The sequence below is a fragment of the Nocardioides sp. S5-5 genome (assembly GCF_054954065.1).
Genome location: NZ_CP199913.1, coordinates 4,384,296 through 4,404,419, shown reverse-complemented (window position 1 = coordinate 4,404,419; position 20,124 = coordinate 4,384,296). Strand labels below are relative to the sequence as shown.

Here is a 20,124-nt window from a genome sequence, read left to right as displayed (position 1 = left end):
TGGTGCTCGGCCCGCCCTTGCCCCGCCCTGTCCGCCGCGCCCGCGGCGGAGGCGGAGGGTCAGGCGTTCTCCTTCTTGAACACCGAGGTCCCCCACCACACGGCGAGCCCGAACAGCGCGACCGTCCAGCCCACGCCCCACAGCATCGAGCCGTCGAAGTCGCCGAAGAACGCCGCCCGTACGGCGTCGACGACGTGGCGGATCGGCATGAAGTCGCTGAGCCGCTCCAGCCAGCCCGCGCCGAAGCTCATCGGGAGCAGGATGCCGCTCAGCAGCAGCACCGGCATCATGATGACGTTGATGACCGGTGCCATCACGTCCTCGCTCTTGGTGGTCAGGGCGAGGGCGTTGGACGCGGCCGCGCAGGCGCCGCCGAGCATCAGGGTGAGGACGACGCCGACGACGATGCCGCCGAACGAGGAGTCCATGCCCATCACCAGGCCGAGCACGACCAGGATGACGGCCTGCACGAAGAGCTGGAGCAGGTCGCGGTAGAGCCGGCCGAACAGCAGCGCGGAGCGGTGCGCGGGGGTGACCCGCTCGGCCTCGATGACTCCCTCGCGCCACTCGCCGATGAGCGAGAAGCCGGCGAAGAAGGCGCCGAAGATGCCGAGCTGGACGAGCATGCCGGGGACGAACCAGGTGTAGGCGTTGCCGCCGAGCTGGCCGATCAGCGGCTTGAGGAGCGGGCCGAACAGCAGCAGGTAGAGGACCGGCTGCAGCATCCCGATGATCACCCACGCGGGGTTGCGCAGGTTCATCCGCAGCTGGCGGTTGAAGACGATCCAGGACTCGCGGAAGAACGTGCTCACGCCGGGACTCCTTCGGTGGCAGGGGCGTCGGCGTCGGGACTGTCCGCGGCCTCGGCCGCGGCCTCGGCGTCGCGCAGCGAGCGGCCGGTGAGGGTGAGGAAGACGTCGTCGAGCGTGGGCCGCACGACCTCGATCGACTCGAGTCCGACGCCGGAGTTCTCCAGGTCGCGCAGCAGGCCGGGGACGGCCTTGCCGGCCCGGGCGACCCGGCCGCGGACGTGGTGGCCCTCGACCTCGACATCGGCGCTGATCGAGCCGAGCTTGTCGCGGGCGATCGCGACCTGCTCGTCGGTGACGACCTCGAGGTCGACCAGGTCGCCGGCGACCGCGGCCTTGAGGTTGTCGGCCGTGTCGCTGGCGACGATCTCGCCCTTGTCGATGATCACGATCCGGTCGGCGAGCGCGTCGGCCTCGTCGAGGTAGTGGGTGGTGAGGAAGACGGTCGCGCCCTCCCTGGCCCGGAGGTCGGCGATGTGCTGCCACAGGTTGATCCGCGCCTGCGGATCCAGTCCCGTGGTCGGCTCGTCGAGGAACACCAGGCCGGGGGAGTGGATCAGGGCCATCGCGATGTCGAGGCGCCGCTTCTGCCCGCCCGACATGTTCTTCGGCATCCGCCGCCACAGCCCGTCGAGCTGCAGCTTGTCGAAGAGCTCCTCGCCTTTGGCGACGGCCGCCTTCTTGGACATCCCGTAGAGCATCCCGTGGTCCACGACCTCGTCGCCGGCGTAGGCGCCGGAGAACGTCGAGCCGACCTGGGAGCAGTAGCCGATGCTGCGGCGTACGTCGACCGCCTGGGTCGCGACGTCGAAGCCGGCGACCGTAGCGGTCCCGGCCGTCGGCTTGAGCAGGGTGGTCAGCATCCGCAGCGTGGTCGTCTTGCCGGCGCCGTTGGGGCCGAGGAAGCCGACGACCTCGCCCTCGGCGACGTCGAGGTCGACGCCGCGCACGGCGTGGACCTCCTTCTTCTGCTTGCCCTGTCCGCTGTGGAAGGTCTGCACGAGTCCTCGTGCCTCGATCATGGGGATCCCCTCGGTAGTCAAGGTTGAATAACGCAAGTATTCAAGATTGAATACGACGCCGTCAAACGGGCACATCGCCGTTCGTCACCCAGCACAGACCATGCCACCGACACTGATTCATCGGCGAGGTGATTCTCGCTCGATCGACGAGCGCGAGGGATCGGCCGCGTCCGCTCCAGCCGCCTCCCAGTCAAACCCCAGCGCCGCACCCCAGCCTGGCCGGGACGGGCGCGACGTGTGTGTCCGTCGACGACACCAAGGAGTGACCATGTCCACCATGACAGCGCCCGGTCGGGCGCGACGTCAGCCCTTCTCAGGACGCGCGACCACGTGGGTCGCGACCCTCGCGCTCGCCGCCGGCTCCGCCGCCACCCTGGCGGCCGCGCCCGGGGCGCACGCCGTCCCGGCGTACTCGGCCAGCGCGCTGCAGGCCTGGGGCAACAACGACTACGGCCAGACCCAGCTGCCGGCCGACCTCCGCGGCGGCCTCAAGGTCGTTCAGTCCATCTCGCTCGGCGAGCACCAGGGCGTCGCGGCGACGACCGACAAGAAGCTCTACGCGTGGGGCGACAACAGCCACGGCGAGGGCACGGTGCCGGACTACCTGCAGAACCTCGGCACGATCGACGTCGCCGCCGGCGACGGCTTCAACGTCGTCCTCGGCGACGACTTCAACATCAGGGTGTGGGGCAGCACGCCCTACGGCCTCGACAGCGTGCCGCAGGCCATCGTCGACGGCGACGTCGCCGAGGTCGCTGCGGGCCATGACCACGCACTCGCGCTGATGTCGACCGGCAAGGTCGCCGGCTGGGGGCGGGCCGCGACGGGCGCCACCTTGCCGCCGACGTCGGTCCTGCTGGGCACGATGAAGGACATCGCGGCCGGCAACGGCTTCTCGGTCGCCCTGTCGACGTCGGGGAAGGTCTATGCCTGGGGCGACAACACCCACGGTGCGGCCAAGGTGCCGTCCTCGCTCGACGGCCGCAAGGTCATCCAGATCGCCGCGGGCGAGCACCACGCCCTGGCGCTGACCGAGGACGGCGAGATCGTCGGCTGGGGGAGCAACGCCGACGGCGCCCTGAACATCCCCGCGATCGCGCCGGACGACCGGTGGGTGCAGATCGCCGCGGGTGACGGCTTCTCCGCCGGTACGTCGGCGCAGTCGCCCGTCGCGGGCGTGTGGGGCTCCGGGGCCACCGGGGTCCGCCAGCCGCCGGCGCCGTCCGGCTCCCCTGCGGTCTCGGTCGTCGCGGGCGGCGACTTCCTGGTGCAGGGCTTCCGGCGCCTCGGCGTCGCCTCCGCGCCCACGGTCACCACCCAGCCCGACGGCGTCTTCCGGGCCGGCACCCCGATCCACGCGACGCACGCGACGTTCGGGCCGACCGACGCCGTCACCAAGACGGGGCAGTGGCTCAAGGTCACCGACGAGGTCGTCAGCACGGTCGGAACCGGTCTGATCTACACGCCGACCAACGCCGACATCGGCTCCACGCTGGTGTTCCGCACCAATGCAGACAACGGCACCTACGGCACGGCCTTCAGCGACACCCCGCAGATCCAGGTCAAGGGGCGGCTCTTCACGTCCATCTCCAAGCCCCGCATCGCCGGCGACCCGTACGTCGGCTCGACCCTCACCGCGGTGGAGGTGACGGCCGTGCCGGTCACCACGACCTACCGCTACGACTGGTACGCCGACGGCGTCTACCGCAAGACCAGCGACGAGCGGGGCCAGTACGTCGTGCAGGACGCCGACCGGGGCAAGCGCATCACCGTCCTGGTCTACGCCGACAAGGAGGGCTACGAGCGCATCCAGGCCGAGACCTCCGACGCCACGCCGGTGGTCACCGACGCCCCGCGCGACCCGGAGACCCCGGGCTATCAGGTGCAGTCGCCGCCGCAGATCACTGGCACGCCCCAGGTGGGCGCGACGCTGGCGGTCACCGCGCCGGTCGCGCTGCCGAGCCCCGGCCGCACGACGTACCAGTGGTATCGCGACGGCGTCGCGATCAGCGGGGCGACGGGTGAGCGCTACCAGGCCGGGCCGGTCGACGCCGGCCGGACCCTCGCCGTCGTCGCGACCCTGAGCGGTGCCGGGCGTAGGGACACGACGACCCGGTCGGGCTCCGTCACGGTCGCCGATGCCTCGCCCGCGATCAGCTGGAAGACCAAGCAGGTCAGCAGCTCGGGCGCCAAGCGCAAGGTGAGGGTCACCATCTCGATCACCGCCCCCGGCGTCCCGGCGCTCGGCGGCCAGGTCACGATCCGCGACGGCGGCAAGGTCGTCAAGACGCTCACCCTGGTCAACGGCCAGGCGTCCGGCACCGTCAAGCTCAAGCGGGGCAAGCGGAAGCTCACGGCGACCTACGCCGGCACCACGGGCGTCGGCGCGGGCTCGGTGGCCAAGAAGATCCGGGTCAAGTAGCCAGTCACGGAGTCCACGGCACCGGGGGTGCTGCCGGTCAACGCCCGAGCAGGGCCCGGTAGCGCTCCCGGTCCGTGTTCATCTGCCAGCCGGGGTCCTCCGCCGGCGGCGCCCAGGTGGACGTGTCGAGCGCGAGCCGGCCGGCCTTCAGCGCCTCGACGGTCTCGCGCAGCCAGGCCAGCTCGGCCACCGCGAGGTCGAGCCACATGACGACGGTGCGCAGGGCGTGCGGCGGCGCGTCGCCGGGCGCGGGCGGCGCCGCGAGCCGGGCGACCAGCTTCTCGAGCGCGACCCGGCGGCGTACCAGCGAGCGCAGCGCGCGCTCCGGCGCCACCAGCGGCAGTAGCCCGAACGCCGCGCTGAACCCCTTGCGATCCACGACGCTGACCTCCTCCAGGCCCGCGATCACCAGCCGCTCCAGCTCGGCGCGCCCCGCGTCGGTCGACTCGTAGACCGCCACCTCGCGGCCGCCGTCGTCGAGGTCGTGGCGCACCAGGAAGCCCTGCTTGGTCAGCGTGGCCAGCCCGTTGTAGATCGAGCCGGGGTTGAGGTGGGCCCAGTCGTCGACGCTCCACGACAGCAGCTCGCGGCGGATCTGGTAGCCGTTGACCGGCTCGAACAGCGCCACGGCGCCCAGCAGCAGCATCCGGGTGTCGTGGGCGGCCATGACAGAACACTACGATCCGGCGGCGAGCGCGGCCGCGAGGCCGTCGCGCCCGACGCCGAGCTTGCGGTAGGCGCGCGAGAGGTGGACCTCGACGGTCTTGGTGCTGAGGAACAGCCGCTGGGCGATGTCGCGGTTGCGCAGCCCGGCGGCGGCCAGCTCGACCACCCGGCGCTCGGCGGAGGTCAGCGCCGCGACGCCGCTGACCTCGATCCGCCCCGCCCGGCCACCGGCCAGGGCGAGCTCGGTGGTGGCCCGCTCGGTGAGCGTGGCGGCGCCGAGGCGGTGGGCCAGCTCGCGTCCGATGCGGAGCTGCTCGCGGCCCTCCACCCGGCGTCCGGTACGCCGCAGCGCGGCGCCCAGCGCGACCCGGGACCGGGCCTCCTGGAGCCGGGCCTGGGAGCCGGCGAGGACGTCGACCGAGCGCTCCAGCTGGGCCAGCCCGTCGTCCGCGGCGACCTCGCCGGCGATCCGCAGCGCCTGGCCGAGCATGCTCGCGGCGGCCTTCTGCTCGGCGACGGCCAGCTCGGTGGCCGCGAGCTCGCGGGCCTCGTCGACCCGGCCGAGCGCCCACAGGCTCTCGACGGCGACGGCCCGCCAGCCGCACCAGGTGGGCGAGTCCATGTCGAGCTCGGCCAGCCGCTCGGCGCAAAGCCGCAGTGAGCTGAGAGCGCCCTCGTGGTCGCCGCCCGCGGCGCGGACCTGGCCGCGGGCGCGGAGCAGGTGGATGCCGGTCGCGTGGTTGCGGTCGACGGCGACCTCCTCGGGGACCTGCTCGATCGCGGCCACCGCCTCGGCCAGCCGGCCCTGCGCGAGCAGCGCCTCCGCCAGGCCGGCGGCCGCCATCAGCCGGACCAGCTGGCCGCCGGGGACGACCTCGGCGTGGCGCAGCGCCTCGGCGAAGTCGGTGCCGCTGTCGTCGAGGCGGCCGGCCCACAGGTGCGCCCAGCCGCGGGTCACCGAGGCGGCGGCATAGATGGGGACCGAGCCCTCGCGGGCGGCGAGCTCGAGTCCCTGCGCGCACAGGTCGGCCGCGGCGTCGTACTCCCCGGAGCAGGCCAGGTGGATCCGCGCCAGCGACCAGGCGAACGGGCTGGCCAGCTGCTCGGGTGTCGCGCCGTCGCCGATCGCGCGGCGGGCCAGGTCGCCGGCCTCCGCGATCGGCGCGAGCGTGGCGTTGGCGACCGAGGCCTGATGGATCAGGAGCAGCCGCTCGCCGGGGGTGGTGCCGGTGAGCTCACCGTGCGCGGCGAGCCGGGTACGCGCGTTCTCGAAGCGTCCGGGCACCGAGATCTCCGCCGCGACGAGCGCCGCCTCGACGACGAGCGTCAGATCGCCGTGCTCGGGCCCGAGATCGGCCAGCGCGTCCTCGAGGACCGGCACGGAGCGCTCGTAGAACCCGCCCACGTGGTACGCCGTCGCAAGCGCCAGCGCACAGTGCGCCCGCGGGACGGGGTCGGTCACGCCACGGCCCGCGCGCTCGAGGGTGGTCACCGACGCCGGGTCGCCCGCGTGCAGCTCGGCGGTGCCGAGCTCGACCAGCAGCTCCGGGAGGTCGGCGGCCGCCGGCGGCTCGGCCACCGCACGCCGGAGCAGGTCGACGGCGGCCTGGGGCGCGCCGTCGGCGAGCGCCGCGCGGGCGGCGGTGCGCAGCAGCTCTGCTGCCCACGGGTCCGCGATGCCCTCGGCCTCCAGCAGATGGCCGGCCGCGGGGTGCAGCCCGTCGGGCTCGTCGGCGAGTGCCCGGGCGGCCCGCCGGTGCAGGTCGTCGCGGGTCGCGGCGCCGGTCGCGGCCGAGACGGCGCTGCGCAGCAGGGCGTGGCGGAACCCCAGCAGTCGCTCGGTCGCGAAGAGCCCGGCGTCGCGCAGCCGATCGGCCGCGATCCCCGCTTTCTCGGGGGTCAGCTCGGCGAGGTCGGCGGCGATGCGCAGCGGCGCGGACTCGAGGACCGCGACCGCCCGGGCGAGCGCCTGCTCGGCCGTGCCGAGAGCGGTGAGCCGCTGCACGACCGTGTCGACGACGGTCCGGGGGACGAGCGAGCGCACGTCCGTCGTCCCCAGCAGATCGGCGAGCGCGGTGACCAGGAACGGGTTGCCGCCGGTGACGTCGGCGCAGGCGGCCGCGAGCTCGTCGCTGATCTCGGCATGGCCCAGGTCGGCGAGGCAGGAGCGGACACCGGCCGCGCTGAGCGGCTCCAGGTCGAGCCGGCCGGCCCCGGCGACGAGCGCCGCCAGCGCCGGGCTGCGGCGCTCGGGGAGGATGTCGCGGGCCGCGACGACGAGCAGCACCGGCAGCTCGCCGGCCCGGCTCAGGAGATGCTGGCAGAAGAGCAGCGACGCCTCGTCGGCCCAGTGCGCGTCATCGACCGCGAGCACCAGCGGGCCGGCGGCGGTCAGCCCGTCGAGCAGCCAGTACAGGCTGTTGAGCATCACCGACGGGTCGGCCACCGGCTCGCCGCGGTGCAGCACCAGGTCGACCGCCGCCCGGGCCGCGCCGTGCGCGATCCCGTCGAGACCGTCGACCGCCACCGGGTCGAGGTCGGCGAGAGCCCGACCGAAGAGGTGCCGGACCACGCCGTACGGCGCGTGCGCCTCGAGCTCGCCCGCGGCCGCCCGCAGCACCCGCAGGTCGCCGGCGCCGGCGAGGACCGAGTCGAGCAGCGAGGTCTTCCCCACGCCGGCCGGACCGAGCAGGCACAGCGCGCCGCCGCTCCCGGCACGCAACCGGTCGAGGGCGGCACCGGCCCGGGCGAGGCTCGCCTCCCTCTCGACGAGACGACCGCTGGGCACGGAGGAAGCGTAGTGCGCTCGCCCGCAGGATTGGGGTCGTCCCCTGATGCGGGCACCGGGGCGGACGTGACTGGATGGGGCCGTGACCTCTGCCCTGCGCCGCCCGGCCGCCCTCCTGGCGGGCCTCCTGCTCCTGCTCCCCGCGACCACCGCCTGCTCGTCCGACGACGGTGACCCCACGTCGGCACCCGCTTCGGCGGCGTCCGCCGACCCGCCCACGGACGCGCCGACCACACAGGACTCGTCGGACTCGCCGGACTCGCCGACGTCGGTGGCCGCCGACCCGGACGCCCGCCTCGACTTCGCCGTGGTCGAGACCGCGACCGCGGACCTGACCAGTGACAACCCCTCGTGCGCGATCGTCAAATGGAGTCCCAACGAGACCGGTGTCGACGGGCAGGTCGACTTCCGCCAGTTCGACTGCTACGGCGACCAGGACGCCGTCGACATCGGGCTCCCGGCGCTGCTGCAGACGATCATCTGGGTCGAGATGCCGTCGGCCGACGAGGCCCGGAGCTACGCCCAGGACAACCTGTACGACGACAAGCAGGCCCTCGTCGCCGGCCCGACCGCCCTCGTCGTCAACGGCCTCTGGGGCCAGCAGGGCACCGACCTGTACGCCGAGGTGCAGGCCGCCTGCGGCTGCGGAGAGCTGGTCTCGGCCACCTCCTGATCGTGACCGGCGACCAACCCCGGGGCGGTTTCGTTGTGCTCGGGGACGACGACCGCACAAGTGACCCGCGAGTAGAGTCGCCGCCATGAAGCGTGAGATCTACGACGACGACCACGAGGCCTTCCGCGCATCCGTCAAGGAGTTCGTGGACCGCTCGGTGCTGCCCCACGCGGAGGAGCACATCAAGGCCAAGGCGCTCCCGCGCGAGTTCTGGCTCGAGGCCGGCAAGCAGGGCCTGCTCGGCCTCTGCATCCCCGAGGAGTACGGCGGCTCGGACGCCGGCGACTTCCGGTTCAACGCCGTCCTGCAGGAGGAGCTCGCGAAGGTCGGCGCGGCGTACCCCACCTGCCACGGCATCCACGCCGACATCACCGCGCCGTACCTCGTCGAGCTCGGCACCGAGGAGCAGAAGCAGCGCTGGCTGCCGGGCGTCGCGTCCGGTGAGATCCTGCTCGGCATCGGCATGACCGAGCCCTCCGGCGGCTCCGACCTCGCCGCGCTGAAGACCACCGCGGTGCGTGACGGCGACGGGTGGGTCATCAACGGCTCGAAGACCTTCATCACCAATGGCTACTCCGGCGACCTGTTCGTCACCGCCGTGCGCACCGACCCGGAGAAGGGCCCCAAGGGGATCACCCTGTTCGGCATCGAGGCCACGATGGAGGGCTTCTCGCGCGGTCGCAAGCTCGACAAGGTCGGCATGGAGGAGTCCGACACCGCCGAGCTGTTCTTCGAGAACCTCCGCGTCACCGACGCCGAGATCATCGGCGAGCTCGACATGGGCTTCATCCACATGATGCAGAAGCTCCCGCAGGAGCGCCTCGGCTGCGCGGTCGCCAACATCGCCCACGCCAAGCAGATCCTGCTCGAGACCATCGACTACGCCAAGGAGCGCCAGGCCTTCGGCGCCCCCATCGGCACCTTCCAGCACAACAAGTTCCTGCTCGCCGACCTGGTCACCCGGATCGAGGCGGCCGAGGCGTACATCGACAAGTGCGTCCTCAACCACTCCCAGGGCACGCTGAGCGCCATCGACGCCGCCAAGGCGAAGTGGTTCTCCTCGCAGGTCCAGTCCGAGGTGCTCGACCACTGCGTGCAGCTGCACGGCGGCTACGGCTTCATGAACGAGTACCGGGTCGCCCGCGCCTGGCGTGACGCCCGGGTCACCAAGATCTGGGCCGGCTCCAACGAGATCATGAAGGAGCTCATCGGGCGCGACCTGGGCCTGTGATCCCGGGGCGGCAGGAATCGCCGCTTCAGCGGTGATTCCTGCGCTTCTTGCCCTTTGCAACGGGCAAGAAGCGCAAGAAGTAGTCACTCGGCGTGACGGGTGAGTCGGATGGGACGTCGATCAGCGCGGGCGCCGCGGCAACAGGCACCGCACCGACCGTGCGCGCAGCGCGCCCAGCCACAGCCCGGCGCCGTAGGCGAGGTCGTCGAGCCGCCGCGCGACCAGGGCGTACGGCGCGCCCGGGTGCTCGCGCCGGGCCACGACCGTGTCGACGACCAGCGCCGAGACCACCATCCGGCGCACGGTGCGGCTCGGCAGCGCGAGCGCGGTGAACGGCCACCAGTGTCGCAACAGCAGCGCCGCCTCCTGGCGCACCGCCCAGCCGAAGCCGCGGACGACCAGTCCGGCCGCCGTCCGGGGCCGGCCGGGGTGGGCGGGGAGCCGGCGGCTCACCGAGACCAGGCCCACGGCGAGTCCGGCCGCCACGCCGGGGGCCGACCAGCGGCGCCGGGCCAGGGCGGCCGCCCCCGCCAGCGCCATCGGCAGCGACAGCACCGCCGGGGCGATCGCGTCGCCGTGCCGGGCGGCCAGGGGGGCGCCGCCGGTGCCGTAGACGAGCTTGCGGCCCAGCCAGCCGCCCATGCCCGGCCGTACGTCGTGCGCGGCGACCTCGTCGGGGTCGTAGCGGACGACGCCGCCTGCGGCCACCGTCCGCCAGACCAGGTCGACGTCCTCGCCGACTCGCATCGTCGCGTCGAAGCCGGGGCGGATCGCGTCGGTCCGGGCGACCAGGCAGGCGCTCGGCAGCCAGCCGACGGCGGCGCCCGGGCGGACCGAGCAGGCGCGGGTGCCGAGGGTGAGGGAGGAGGCCTGCTCGTCGTACCGCTGGAACCAGCGTGGCCGCGCGGCCCGCGCCCGGCCGACGATCTTGGGGCCGACCAGTGCGACCGACGGGTCCGCGAAGTGGCGGGCCAGGCGGCGCAGGGTCGCGGCGTCGACGGTCACGTCGGAGTCCACGAAGGCGACGTACGGCGTCCGGACCCGCTCCAGTCCGGCGTTCCTGGCTCCGGCGGGCCCGACGTTGGTCGGCAGCGCCACGAGCGAGGCACCGTGCGCGGCGGCCACACGGGCCACCGCCGCGGGGTCGCGGGAGGCGTCGTCGACGACGACCGTCGCGAGCGGTACGACGGCCGCCAGGGCGCGGTCGAGCTGGTCGGGCCGGTCGCGCACCGGGACGACGACCGTCAGCAGCCCCGCGTCGGTGCCCGGCCCGTCGAGCTCCGGGTCGGCCAGGTTGCCGTCGAGCAGTCGCCGTGCGACCAGGGCGCTTGCGTGGTCGCGCACCACCAGCCGGTCGCCGTCGAGCAGCGCGCGCGCCCGAGGGGTGAGCCGCAGCGCGCGCAGCGGGGAGCCGCCGACGAGCAGGTCGTCGGCGCGGGTCAGGTCCGCGCGCAGGCGTACGGCGAACCCGTCGGGCAGAGTCACGGTGCGAACCCGCCGTCGGCGTGGACGACCGAGCCGTTGAGCGCGGCGGCCTCGCGGCTGCAGCAGAAGGCGATGGTGGCGGCGACCTCGTCCGGGTCGAGGATCCGCCGCAGGAGCTGGTTCTCGGCGAAGCCCTCGACGTCGGCGAGGCCGTAGAGGTCCGCCGTCGCGGACAGCATGGGGGTGCGGGTGGAGCCGGGGGAGACGGCGCAGGCGGTGACGCCGGTGCCGACCAGATCGGCGGCGAGGCCCTTCGCCAGGCCGACGACGGCGTGCTTGACCGCGTTGTAGGCGGCGAGGTGATGCAGGCCGTGGTGCCCGGCCGCGGAGGCGACGGCGACGAAGCGGCAGCCCGCCGGGTCGGGGCCGGCCAGCATCGCGGGGACGGTGACGGCGGCGGTGTGCCACACGCCCTTCACGTCGACGTCCCAGAGCAGGTCGAGATCGGCCTCGGGCGTCTCCCAGAGCGGCCGGCCGCCGGCGATGACCGCGGCCGCGGCGACGGCCGCGTCGAGGCGCCCCCACCGCTCGAGTGCGAGATCCACGGCGCCGGCCAGCGCGACCCGGTCGCGGACGTCGGCCACGCAGGTGACCACCTGCGACCCGTCAGCGACCGGCAGCTCGTCGACCGCGACGACCCGGTCACCCCGCGCGACGAGCGCGCGGACACTCGCCGCGCCGATCCCGCGCGCGGCGCCGGTGACCAGCACGACCCGGCTCATCGTCGTACCGCCCGCACGACGTCGGCGACCATCGACGCCAGGATCGCGACGCCCTCGCGGGCGGTCGCGCCCGCCGGGTCGCCGAGTACGCCGTTGGGCGAGACGGCCTTCACGCCGCCGGTCATCATCAGCGGGAGCAGCTCGGCCAGGGATCCGGTGTTGCCGGCCTCGGCCCGGTCGCCGCGGACGTTCCACGGGGCCAGGTGCAGCATCAGCGAGGTCTCGGTGCGCCCGGCGTGCAGGTCGACGTCCTCGGTCGCGCAGGCCACCCAGGCGACATCGTGGCCCTCGCCGGTGAGCTGGTCGACCGCCGCCCGCAGTGCAGTCAGGTTGCCGCCGTGGGCGTTGACGAACACCACCCGCGCGGCCCAGGTCCGCATCGAGCGGGTGAGCTCGACCACCACGGACCGGAGCACGTCGGTGCCGATCGAGCTGGTGCCGGCGAAGTCCTGGTGCTCGCCGCTCGAGCCGTAGGACAGCGCCGGCGCCACCAGCACCGCGGAGCCCAGCTCCTCGGCGGCCCGGGTCGCGACCGCGGCGGCGATGACGGTGTCGGTGTCGAGCGGCAGGTGCGGCCCGTGCTGCTCGACCGAGCCGACCGGGACCAGCACCGTCGGTCCGGCAGGCAGGCCGGGCGAGGTCGCGGCGGCCAGCTCGGATGCCATGGTCAGCGCACCGCGCCGGCCTGCTGCGGCACCCCGAGGGCGCGGTCGAAGCCGTCGGGGATCAGCAGGTGCTCGGGCCGCAGCTCGGCGGTCGAGGACAGTGCGAGGCCGCGCAGCGCGGAGTCGACGCCACCGGAGAGGACGTCGAGGACGTTCTCCACGCCGGCCTGGCCGTTGGCGGCGAGGCCCCACAGGTACGCGCGGCCGATCATGACCGCCTTGGCGCCGAGCGCCAGCGCCTTGACCACGTCGGAGCCGCGACGCACGCCGCCGTCCATCACCACGTCGATCTGGTCGCCGACCGCCTCGGCGATGGGCCGGACCATGCGGATCGCGGCCGGGGTGCCGTCGAGGTTGTTGCCGCCGTGGTTGGACACCGAGATGCCGGCAACGCCCGCATCCACGGCCCGCAGCGCGTCGTCGATCCGGCACACGCCCTTGAGCACGAACGGCGTGCCGCTGATCTGCGCCCAGGTCGAGCGCATCCACGCCACGTCCTCCCAGGTCGGCGGCGGGGTCGTCATCCACTCGTAGTAGGCGCCGAAGAACGTCGGCCCGGTCGTCTCCCCGGGTGCGGCCAGGTTGGGGGCGGTCAGGTCGGGCAGCTTCCCGGTCGCGCGGAACTGCTGCCCGAACTGCCACATCCAGCGGGGCTTGGTGGCGACCTTCGGCGCGAGCCGGATCATCGCCTTGAGGTCGACCTTCTCGGGGATCTCGGGGCTGCCCCAGTCGCGGCCCATCGAGAACGACCAGTCCAGGGTGGCGATCAGGCCCTTCGCGCCGGCGTCGTGGGCGCGGGTCATCCGCTGGATCATGGTGTCGCGCTCACCGGTCCAGTACATCTGGAAGAAGGTCGTCGCGCCGGTGGCGGCGACCTCCTCGACCGACTTCGACGCGAAGTTCGACAGGCCCATGATCGTGCCCCGGGCCGCGGCCGCGCGGGCCACGGCGACCTCGCCGTCGGGGTGGACCGCCTGGACGCCGGTCGGGCTGATGATGACCGGTGAGCCGATCTGCTGACCGAAGACCGTGGTCGACTGCGAGCGCTCGGGGAGCTGGCCCACGACGTGGGGGGCCAGGCCCAGCTCGGCGAACGCCGCCTGGTTGTCCGCGATCGACTGGCCGCGCTCGGAGCCGGCCACCAGCGCGCCGTACACCGGCTGGGGCAGCCGCTTGCGGGCGCGCTCCTGGGCGACCGCGACCGACTCGAACCAGGGGTTCTGCTTCCAGGGGTTCTCGAACTTCATCGGACTCTCAGATCTGGTCGGGGTCGAAGCCGGCGAGTGGGCTCTCCGCGCACGCCGAGACCGGAGGTGCCGCCGGGGCCGTCGGGGGGCGGGTGAGCAGCTGCAGCATCACCGGCTGGTTGCGGGTGGGGGTGGCCTTCGAGTGGTCCTGGCTGGCCGCCGGGATGACCCGGTCCCTCCCCAGCTGGTCCAGCGCCTGCTCGCCGTACCCCTGCACGCACTCGGGGTCCGGGCCGTCGAGCGGAAGGCCGGTGAAGAACTTCGCGGCCATGCAGCCGCCGCGGCACGAGTCGAAGAACTGGCACGACGAGCAGGCACCGCCCGTCTGCGGGGAGCGCAGCTCCTGGAACAGCGCGGAGGTCTGCCAGACCTGCTGGAAGCCCCCGTCGGCCAGCAGGTTGCCGGCCAGGAAGTTGTCGTGGATCGCGAACGGGCAGGCGTAGACGTCGCCGACCGGGTCGATCAGGCAGACCACGCGGCCCGCGCCGCACAGGTTGAGCCCGGGCAGGGCCCCACTCCCATCAGCCGGGCCGAACGCGGCGAGATGGAAGAACGAGTCGCCGGTGAGGACCTGCTCGCCGGCGGCCGTGTGGGCGACCAGCCAGTCGTAGAGCTCGCGCTGCTGTTCGGGCAGCGGGTGCAGCTCGTCCCACACGTCCGCGCCCCGGCCCGAGGGACGCAGCCGGGTGAGGCGCAGCGTGGCGCCGTACTCGTCGGCCAACGCCTTGAACGCGTCGAGCTGGCCGATGTTCTCCCTCGTGCAGACCACGGAGATCTTGGCGTCGCGGAACCCGGCGTCCTTGAGGTTCGCCAAGGCGCGCAGCGCGGTGTCGTAGGAGCCCGGGCCGCGGACGTAGTCGTTGACCTCGGCGGTCGCGCCGTCGAGGGAGATCTGCACGTCCACATAGCCCCCACACGCAGGCGAGGCGAGGAAGCGCGCCCGCTCGGGGGTGATCCGCACGCCGTTGGTGGAGAACTTCACGCCGACCTGGTGGTCGACGGCGTACTCCAGCAGCTCCCAGAAGTCCGGGCGGATCGTGGGCTCGCCGCCGCCGATGTTGACGTAGAAGACCTGCATCCGCTGCAGCTCGTCGATCACGGCCTTGCACTGCTCGGTCGACAGCTCGCGCGGGTCGCGCCGGCCGGACGAGGACAGGCAGTGCGCGCACTCGAGGTTGCAGGCGTAGGTGAGCTCCCAGGTCAGGCAGATCGGGGCGTCGAGGCCGTACTCGAACTGCTGGACCAGCGAACCGGTCTGCGGGCGTTGGGTCGGGCGTTCGGGAGCGATGGTCATGCTGCAGCCTCCTTCCGGGGGCGGATCATGTCGGTCGCGGCCAGGCCGCGCAGGGCGGCCGCGAAGGCCGCGTGCTGGGAGGCCGGGACGCCGGCGGTCTCGAGCGCGGTCCGTACGTCGGGAGCCGCACCGAGCCCCCGCACGACCGCGACCAGCTCGGGCCGCTTGAGGAAGGTCAGCTTCCGGTTGCCGAAGTGGTAGGCGAGCGCCCCGAACGGCTCGGGCCGCAGCGCCACCAAGGGCGAGAGCGTCCACGGCTCTCCCAGCAGCGGGTCCATCAGTAGACGCCGCACATGCCGTCGATCGAGACCTCTTCGATCAGGTCCTCGGCGACGAGCTCGTCGGTGTGCTCCAGCTCGGGGTTCATGACTACCTCCTTCGTCTCTGTGGTGCCGGACACACTAATGGCACTCGTGGCCAAAAAGGAAGGGGTGGACCGTGCTAACTTGCGGCGCCATGGTCGAGCACGCGCGGACGTCCGCACGGGGACGCCCCGTCGCCACCAGCCATGCCGCCATCGAGCAGGCGGCGTTCGAGCTGTTCACCGAGCACGGGTTCGCCTCCACGACGCTCGACGACATCGCCCGCGCGCTCGGGGTCGGACGGCGCACGCTGTTTCGCTACTTCGAGTCGAAGAACGACATCCCCTGGGGGCGCTTCGACCTGACCCTCGAGGGCTTCCGTGACCTGCTGGCCGACCAGCCGCTCGACGTACCGCTGCACGTCGCGGTGCAGCGTGCCGTCGTCGCCTTCAACAGGTTCCCGACCAACGCGCGGCCCAGCCACCGCGAGCGGATGCGGCTGATCCTCGCCACGCCCGAGCTGGAGGCCCACTCGGTGCTGCGGTACGCCGACTGGCGCGCGGTCATCGCGGAGTACGTCGCCGAGCGCACCGGCGCCGCCGCGAGCGACCTCCAGCCCCAGCTCGTCGCCCACGTCGCGCTGGCGCAGGCGTTGACGGCGTACGAGGCCTGGCTGCGCGACGATAGCGCCGTCCTCGAGGACCTGCTCGACGAGACCATGGCCGCGCTGACCGACTACCTCGACGTCCGCTGAACCCGCTCGCACACCCGGCTCCGGTCGGGAATGATGGGTGCGTGGTCGATGCGGACGCGACGGAAGAGATGCTCGGGCCCCACGAGGACGAGCCCCATCAGGAGGGACTCAACGACCGGCTCAACTGGCTGCGGGCCGGCGTACTCGGGGCCAACGACGGCATCGTGTCGACGGCCGGCATCGTGCTGGGCGTCGCCGGGGCGACCAACGACCGCTCCGCGATCCTGGTCGCCGGCATCGCGGGCCTGGCGGCCGGCGCGATGAGCATGGCCGCGGGGGAGTACGTCTCGGTCTCCACCCAGCGCGACTCCGAGGAGGCGCTGCTGGCCAAGGAGCGCCGTGAGCTGCGCGAGGACCCCGAGGACGAGCTGTCCGAGCTCGCCGGCCTGTACGTCGACAAGGGCCTCGACCCCGACCTCGCATTCCAGGTCGCCCAGCAGCTCACCGACCACGACGCGCTCGGCGCGCACGCCGAGGCCGAGCTCGGCATCGATCCCGACGACCTCACCAGCCCGTGGAACGCCGCCCTCGCGTCGATGCTGTCCTTCACCGTCGGCGCGCTGCTGCCGCTGCTCACCATCGTGCTGGTCACCGCCGGCGCGCGGGTCCCCGTCACCGTCGCCGCCGTGGTCGCGGCGCTCGCGGTCACGGGCTGGGCGAGCGCCCGGTTCGGCTACGGCTCCCCGAGCCGGTCGGTCGCGCGCAACGTGCTCGGCGGCCTGCTCGCCATGGCGGTCACCTACGGCATCGGCCAGCTGGTCGGAACCCAGGTCTGATGCGGATCTTCACCGCGGTCGTGCCACCGCCGGAGGCCGAGGAGCGCCGTGTCGACGCGTACGTCGACCGCCTGGCGGAGTCGCTCGCCGGGCGCCTGCTCTGAGGTGTTGTCGGTTTCTCAAGGGATGCAGGAGAACCCGCACCTCCCAGTTCGAATTTGAACTGGGAAGTGTCGGGATGGCTGCATCCCTTGAGAAACCGACACCCCGCCAGCCAGAGAGCCCGAGGGCCCGGATCCACACCGGATCCGAGCCCTCGTCGTACGGCAAGCGTCAGCCGAGCGCCTTGACGATGTCCTCCACCCGGTCCTTCGCGTCGCCGAACAGCATCTGGCTGTTCTCGCGGAAGAACAGCGGGTTCTGGACACCGGCGTACCCGGCGGCCATGGAGCGCTTGAAGACGATGACGTCCTTGGCGTTCCAGACCTCGAGCACCGGCATGCCGGCGATCGGGGAGGTCGGGTCCTCGGAGGCGGCCGGGTTGACGGTGTCGTTGGCGCCGATGACGAGGACGACGTCCGTGTCGGGGAAGTCGTCGTTGATCTCGTCCATCTCGAGCACGATGTCGTAGGGCAGCTTGGCCTCGGCGAGCAGCACGTTCATGTGGCCCGGGAGACGACCCGCGACGGGGTGGATGCCGAAGCGGACGTCCACGCCCTTGGCCCGCAGCTTCGCGGTGAGGTCGGCGACGGGGTACTGCGCCTGCGCGACGGCCATGCCGTAGCCCGGCGTGATGACGACCGAGGACGCCCCGGTGAGGAGCTCGGCGACGGCGTCGGCCTGGATCTCGCGGTGCTCGCCGTAGTCCTTGTCCTCGGCGGGTCCGGCCTCGATGCCGAAGCCACCCGCGATGACGGAGATGAACGAGCGGTTCATCGCCTTGCACATGATGTACGACAGGTAGGCACCGGAGGAGCCGACGAGGGCACCGGTGACGATGAGCAGGTCGTTGCCGAGCAGGAAGCCCGACGCGGCCGCGGCCCAACCGGAGTACGAGTTGAGCATCGACACGACAACCGGCATGTCGCCGCCGCCGATGGAGGCGACCAGGTGCCAGCCCAGCGCCAGCGCCAGCAGGGTCAGCACGCCCAGCAACACGTCGGCGGAGGTGTTGTCGTGGGTGTCGAGCGAGACGTAGACCGCGGTCAGGATCACGAACAGCACCAGTGAGCCGACGTTGATGACGTTCTTTCCGGGCAGCATCAGCGGGGCCGAGGAGATCTTCGCCGACAGCTTCAGGTTGGCGACGATCGAGCCGGTGAAGGTGACGGCGCCGATGAAGATGCCGATCGCGACCTCGGCCTCGTGGATGTCGACCAGGCTGTCCAGCGACTCGTGGGAGCCGAGGATGTGGCCGTTCCAGCCGATCGCGACGGCGGCGAGACCGACGAACGAGTGCAGCAGCGCGATCAGCTCGGGCATGCCGGTCATCTCGACGATCTTGGCGCGCCACAGGCCGATCGCGGCACCGATGGCGATCGCGCCGAGCATCAAGACGATGACCAGGGCCCGGTTGTCGACGAACTCGCTGACGTCGATGACGGCGGCCACGGTCGCGACGAGCGCGACGGCCATGCCGACGATGCCGAAGGTCAGGCCGTTCTTGGCCGACTCGTGCTTCGAGAGTCCGGCCAGCGACAGGATGAACAGCAGGGCGGCGACGATATACGCCGCACCGGTGATCGAGGTGATGTCCATGGTCAGGCTCCCTTGCTGAACATCGAGAGCATGCGGCGCGTGACCGCGAACCCACCGAAGACGTTGATCGAGGCCAGCAGGATCGCGACGGCCGACAGGATCCGCACGAGGTTGTCCTCGGCGGGGACCTGCAGCAGCGCACCGACGACCACGACGCCGGAGATGGCGTTGGTGACCGACATCAGCGGCGTGTGCAGCGCGTGCGCGACCTTGCCGATGACGTAGTAGCCGATCACGATCGAGAGCATCAGCACGGTGAAGTGCGTACGCAGCTCCTGGGTCGGGGCCAGCGCGTTGACGAGCCAGAACAGGGCGATCGCGCCGAGCACCAGGCCGATCTTGGTGCCTGCCGACATCGGAGCCTTCGGCTCCTTGACCGGTACGACGGCAGCGGGGGCCGCGGCCGGGGCGGCGGAGACCTGTACGGCCGGGGGCGGCCAGGTGATCGAGGCCGCCTGGCCGTCGCGGGCGTCGACGACGGTGATGCCGCGCTGGACGACGTCGTCGAAGTCCAGGCCCAGCAGGCCGTCCTTCTCAGGGGTCAGCAGCTTGAGCAGGTTGACGATGTTGGTGCCGTACAGCTGTGAGGTCTGCGCGGCCAGCCGGCCGGCGAGGTCGGTGTAGCCAAGGATCGTGACGCCGTTCTCGGTCACGACCCGCTGGTCGGCCACGGTGCCGGCGGCGTTGCCGCCGTTGGCCGCGGCCATGTCGACGATCACGGAGCCGTTGCGCATGGCGGCCACGGTCTCGGCGGTCAGCAGCGACGGGGCCGGGCGCCCCGGGATCAGGGCGGTCGTGATGACGATGTCGGCGGCCCGCGCCTCCTCGTCGTACATCGCGGCGGTCGCGGCGACCTGCGCGGCGGACATCTCCTTGGCGTAGCCGTCGGAGGAGACCTCCTGCTCCATCTCGACGTGGACGAACTGCGCGCCCATCGACTCGACCTGCTCGGCGACCTCGGGACGCACGTCGAACGCGCGCACGATGGCACCCATCGCCGAGGCCGCGCCGATCGCGGCCAGGCCGGCGACACCGGCGCCGACGACGAAGACCCGGGCCGGCGGGATCTTGCCCGCGGCCGTGACCTGGCCGGTGAACATCCGGCCGAACTCGTGGGCCGCCTCGACCACCGCGCGGTAGCCCGCGACGTTCGCCATCGAGGACAGCACGTCCATCGACTGCGCGCGCGAGATCCGCGGCACCGCGTCCATGGCCAGCGCGGTCACGCCCTGGGCCCGGAGCCGCTCGAGCAGCTCGGGGCTACGGCCCGGCGCCATCATCGAGATGATCGTGGCGCCCTGCCGGAGACGTCCGATCTCCTCGTCCGTGGGGGCGTTGACCTTCACGACCACGTCGGCGGCCCACACCTCCTGCGCCGTGCCGACGCGCACCCCGGCCTCGGTGAACGCGGTGTCGGGCTGGTCGGCGAGGTCGCCGGCGCCCGACTCGACGATCACGTCGTAGCCGAGGTTGGTCAGGTGGGTTACGGTCTTAGCGGTCGCCGCGACCAGGGTTTCGCCCTGTTTCGACTCACGCGGGATGCCGATCAGCATCGAGCCTCCAGCCCTTA

The 20,124-nt window shown here is 72.5% G+C and carries 18 protein-coding genes; 5 read left to right on the top strand and 13 right to left on the bottom strand.

Going from position 1 to position 20,124, the window contains the following annotated elements; translation table 11 throughout:
• Positions 1-59: 59 nt before the first annotated feature.
• Positions 60-812, bottom strand: a complete 753-nt coding sequence (locus ACUP6Y_RS21340) for an ABC transporter permease (RefSeq protein ID WP_462552958.1) — start codon at positions 810-812, stop codon at positions 60-62.
• Positions 809-1,831 carry an ATP-binding cassette domain-containing protein gene (locus ACUP6Y_RS21335; protein ID WP_462552956.1) on the bottom strand — a complete coding sequence of 341 codons (1,023 nt, stop codon included), beginning with the start codon at positions 1,829-1,831 and terminating at the stop codon, positions 809-811. Before ACUP6Y_RS21335 ends, ACUP6Y_RS21340 begins: the two co-directional genes overlap by 4 nt.
• Before the next feature lie 268 nt (positions 1,832-2,099).
• Here ACUP6Y_RS21335 and ACUP6Y_RS21330 point away from each other — a divergent pair, with 268 nt between their 5' ends.
• On the top strand, positions 2,100-4,253 hold the full coding sequence (locus tag ACUP6Y_RS21330; protein WP_462552954.1) for a hypothetical protein: 2,154 nt from the start codon (positions 2,100-2,102) through the stop codon (positions 4,251-4,253).
• A gap of 37 nt (positions 4,254-4,290) precedes the next feature.
• On the opposite strand, the gene ACUP6Y_RS21325 is transcribed toward ACUP6Y_RS21330, so the two are convergent.
• Complete coding sequence (locus ACUP6Y_RS21325) at positions 4,291-4,920, bottom strand: PadR family transcriptional regulator (protein ID WP_462552952.1); 630 nt, start codon at positions 4,918-4,920, stop codon at positions 4,291-4,293.
• A gap of 9 nt (positions 4,921-4,929) precedes the next feature.
• Positions 4,930-7,707: an ATP-binding protein gene (locus tag ACUP6Y_RS21320; protein WP_462552950.1), complete on the bottom strand. Its 2,778-nt coding sequence runs from the start codon at positions 7,705-7,707 to the stop codon at positions 4,930-4,932.
• 82 nt (positions 7,708-7,789) lie between these two features.
• Between ACUP6Y_RS21320 and ACUP6Y_RS21315 the strand changes: the two genes are divergently transcribed.
• Positions 7,790-8,380, top strand: coding sequence for a hypothetical protein (locus tag ACUP6Y_RS21315; RefSeq protein WP_462552948.1), 591 nt, complete (start codon positions 7,790-7,792; stop codon positions 8,378-8,380).
• Positions 8,381-8,465: 85 nt separating this feature from the next.
• On the top strand, positions 8,466-9,611 hold the full coding sequence (locus ACUP6Y_RS21310) for an acyl-CoA dehydrogenase family protein (protein ID WP_462552946.1): 1,146 nt from the start codon (positions 8,466-8,468) through the stop codon (positions 9,609-9,611).
• A 120-nt stretch (positions 9,612-9,731) separates the two neighbouring features.
• On the opposite strand, the gene mftF is transcribed toward ACUP6Y_RS21310, so the two are convergent.
• Genes mftF through mftA form a run of 7 tightly spaced genes read right to left on the bottom strand, consistent with a single transcriptional unit; the run spans position 9,732 to position 15,391 of the window.
• Entirely contained in the window at positions 9,732-11,096 is a 1,365-nt protein-coding gene (gene mftF / locus ACUP6Y_RS21305; RefSeq protein ID WP_462552945.1) for a mycofactocin biosynthesis glycosyltransferase MftF, read from the bottom strand.
• Positions 11,093-11,818 (bottom strand): mycofactocin-coupled SDR family oxidoreductase, encoded by a 726-nt coding sequence (locus ACUP6Y_RS21300; RefSeq protein WP_462552943.1) that lies wholly within the window; start codon positions 11,816-11,818, stop codon positions 11,093-11,095. Before ACUP6Y_RS21300 ends, mftF begins: the two co-directional genes overlap by 4 nt.
• The gene (gene mftE / locus ACUP6Y_RS21295) at positions 11,815-12,483 is read right to left on the bottom strand and encodes a mycofactocin biosynthesis peptidyl-dipeptidase MftE (protein WP_462552941.1); all 669 of its coding nucleotides are present in this window, start codon (positions 12,481-12,483) and stop codon (positions 11,815-11,817) included. The genes ACUP6Y_RS21300 and mftE overlap by 4 nt, the downstream gene beginning before the upstream one ends.
• Before the next feature lie 2 nt (positions 12,484-12,485).
• Complete coding sequence (gene mftD / locus ACUP6Y_RS21290) at positions 12,486-13,730, bottom strand: pre-mycofactocin synthase MftD (protein WP_462552940.1); 1,245 nt, start codon at positions 13,728-13,730, stop codon at positions 12,486-12,488.
• 7 nt (positions 13,731-13,737) lie between these two features.
• Complete coding sequence (gene mftC / locus ACUP6Y_RS21285) at positions 13,738-15,024, bottom strand: mycofactocin radical SAM maturase (protein ID WP_462552939.1); 1,287 nt, start codon at positions 15,022-15,024, stop codon at positions 13,738-13,740.
• Positions 15,021-15,302, bottom strand: coding sequence for a mycofactocin biosynthesis chaperone MftB (gene mftB, locus ACUP6Y_RS21280; RefSeq protein WP_462552938.1), 282 nt, complete (start codon positions 15,300-15,302; stop codon positions 15,021-15,023). The genes mftC and mftB overlap by 4 nt, the downstream gene beginning before the upstream one ends.
• Positions 15,302-15,391, bottom strand: coding sequence for a mycofactocin precursor MftA (gene mftA, locus ACUP6Y_RS21275; protein WP_462552936.1), 90 nt, complete (start codon positions 15,389-15,391; stop codon positions 15,302-15,304). The genes mftB and mftA overlap by 1 nt, the downstream gene beginning before the upstream one ends.
• Positions 15,392-15,480: 89 nt before the next feature.
• Here mftA and mftR point away from each other — a divergent pair, with 89 nt between their 5' ends.
• Together mftR and ACUP6Y_RS21265 are read left to right on the top strand one after the other, a co-directional pair.
• Positions 15,481-16,080 carry a mycofactocin system transcriptional regulator gene (gene mftR / locus ACUP6Y_RS21270; RefSeq protein WP_462552935.1) on the top strand — a complete coding sequence of 200 codons (600 nt, stop codon included), beginning with the start codon at positions 15,481-15,483 and terminating at the stop codon, positions 16,078-16,080.
• A gap of 41 nt (positions 16,081-16,121) precedes the next feature.
• Positions 16,122-16,856, top strand: a complete 735-nt coding sequence (locus ACUP6Y_RS21265) for a VIT1/CCC1 transporter family protein (RefSeq protein WP_462552933.1) — start codon at positions 16,122-16,124, stop codon at positions 16,854-16,856.
• A 273-nt stretch (positions 16,857-17,129) separates the two neighbouring features.
• Here ACUP6Y_RS21265 and pntB read toward each other — a convergent pair whose 3' ends face one another.
• Together pntB and ACUP6Y_RS21255 are read right to left on the bottom strand one after the other, a co-directional pair.
• Positions 17,130-18,554: a Re/Si-specific NAD(P)(+) transhydrogenase subunit beta gene (pntB, locus tag ACUP6Y_RS21260; RefSeq protein WP_462552931.1), complete on the bottom strand. Its 1,425-nt coding sequence runs from the start codon at positions 18,552-18,554 to the stop codon at positions 17,130-17,132.
• A gap of 2 nt (positions 18,555-18,556) precedes the next feature.
• Positions 18,557-20,107, bottom strand: a complete 1,551-nt coding sequence (locus ACUP6Y_RS21255; RefSeq protein ID WP_462552929.1) for a Re/Si-specific NAD(P)(+) transhydrogenase subunit alpha — start codon at positions 20,105-20,107, stop codon at positions 18,557-18,559.
• Between the last annotated feature and the right edge of the window lie 17 nt (positions 20,108-20,124).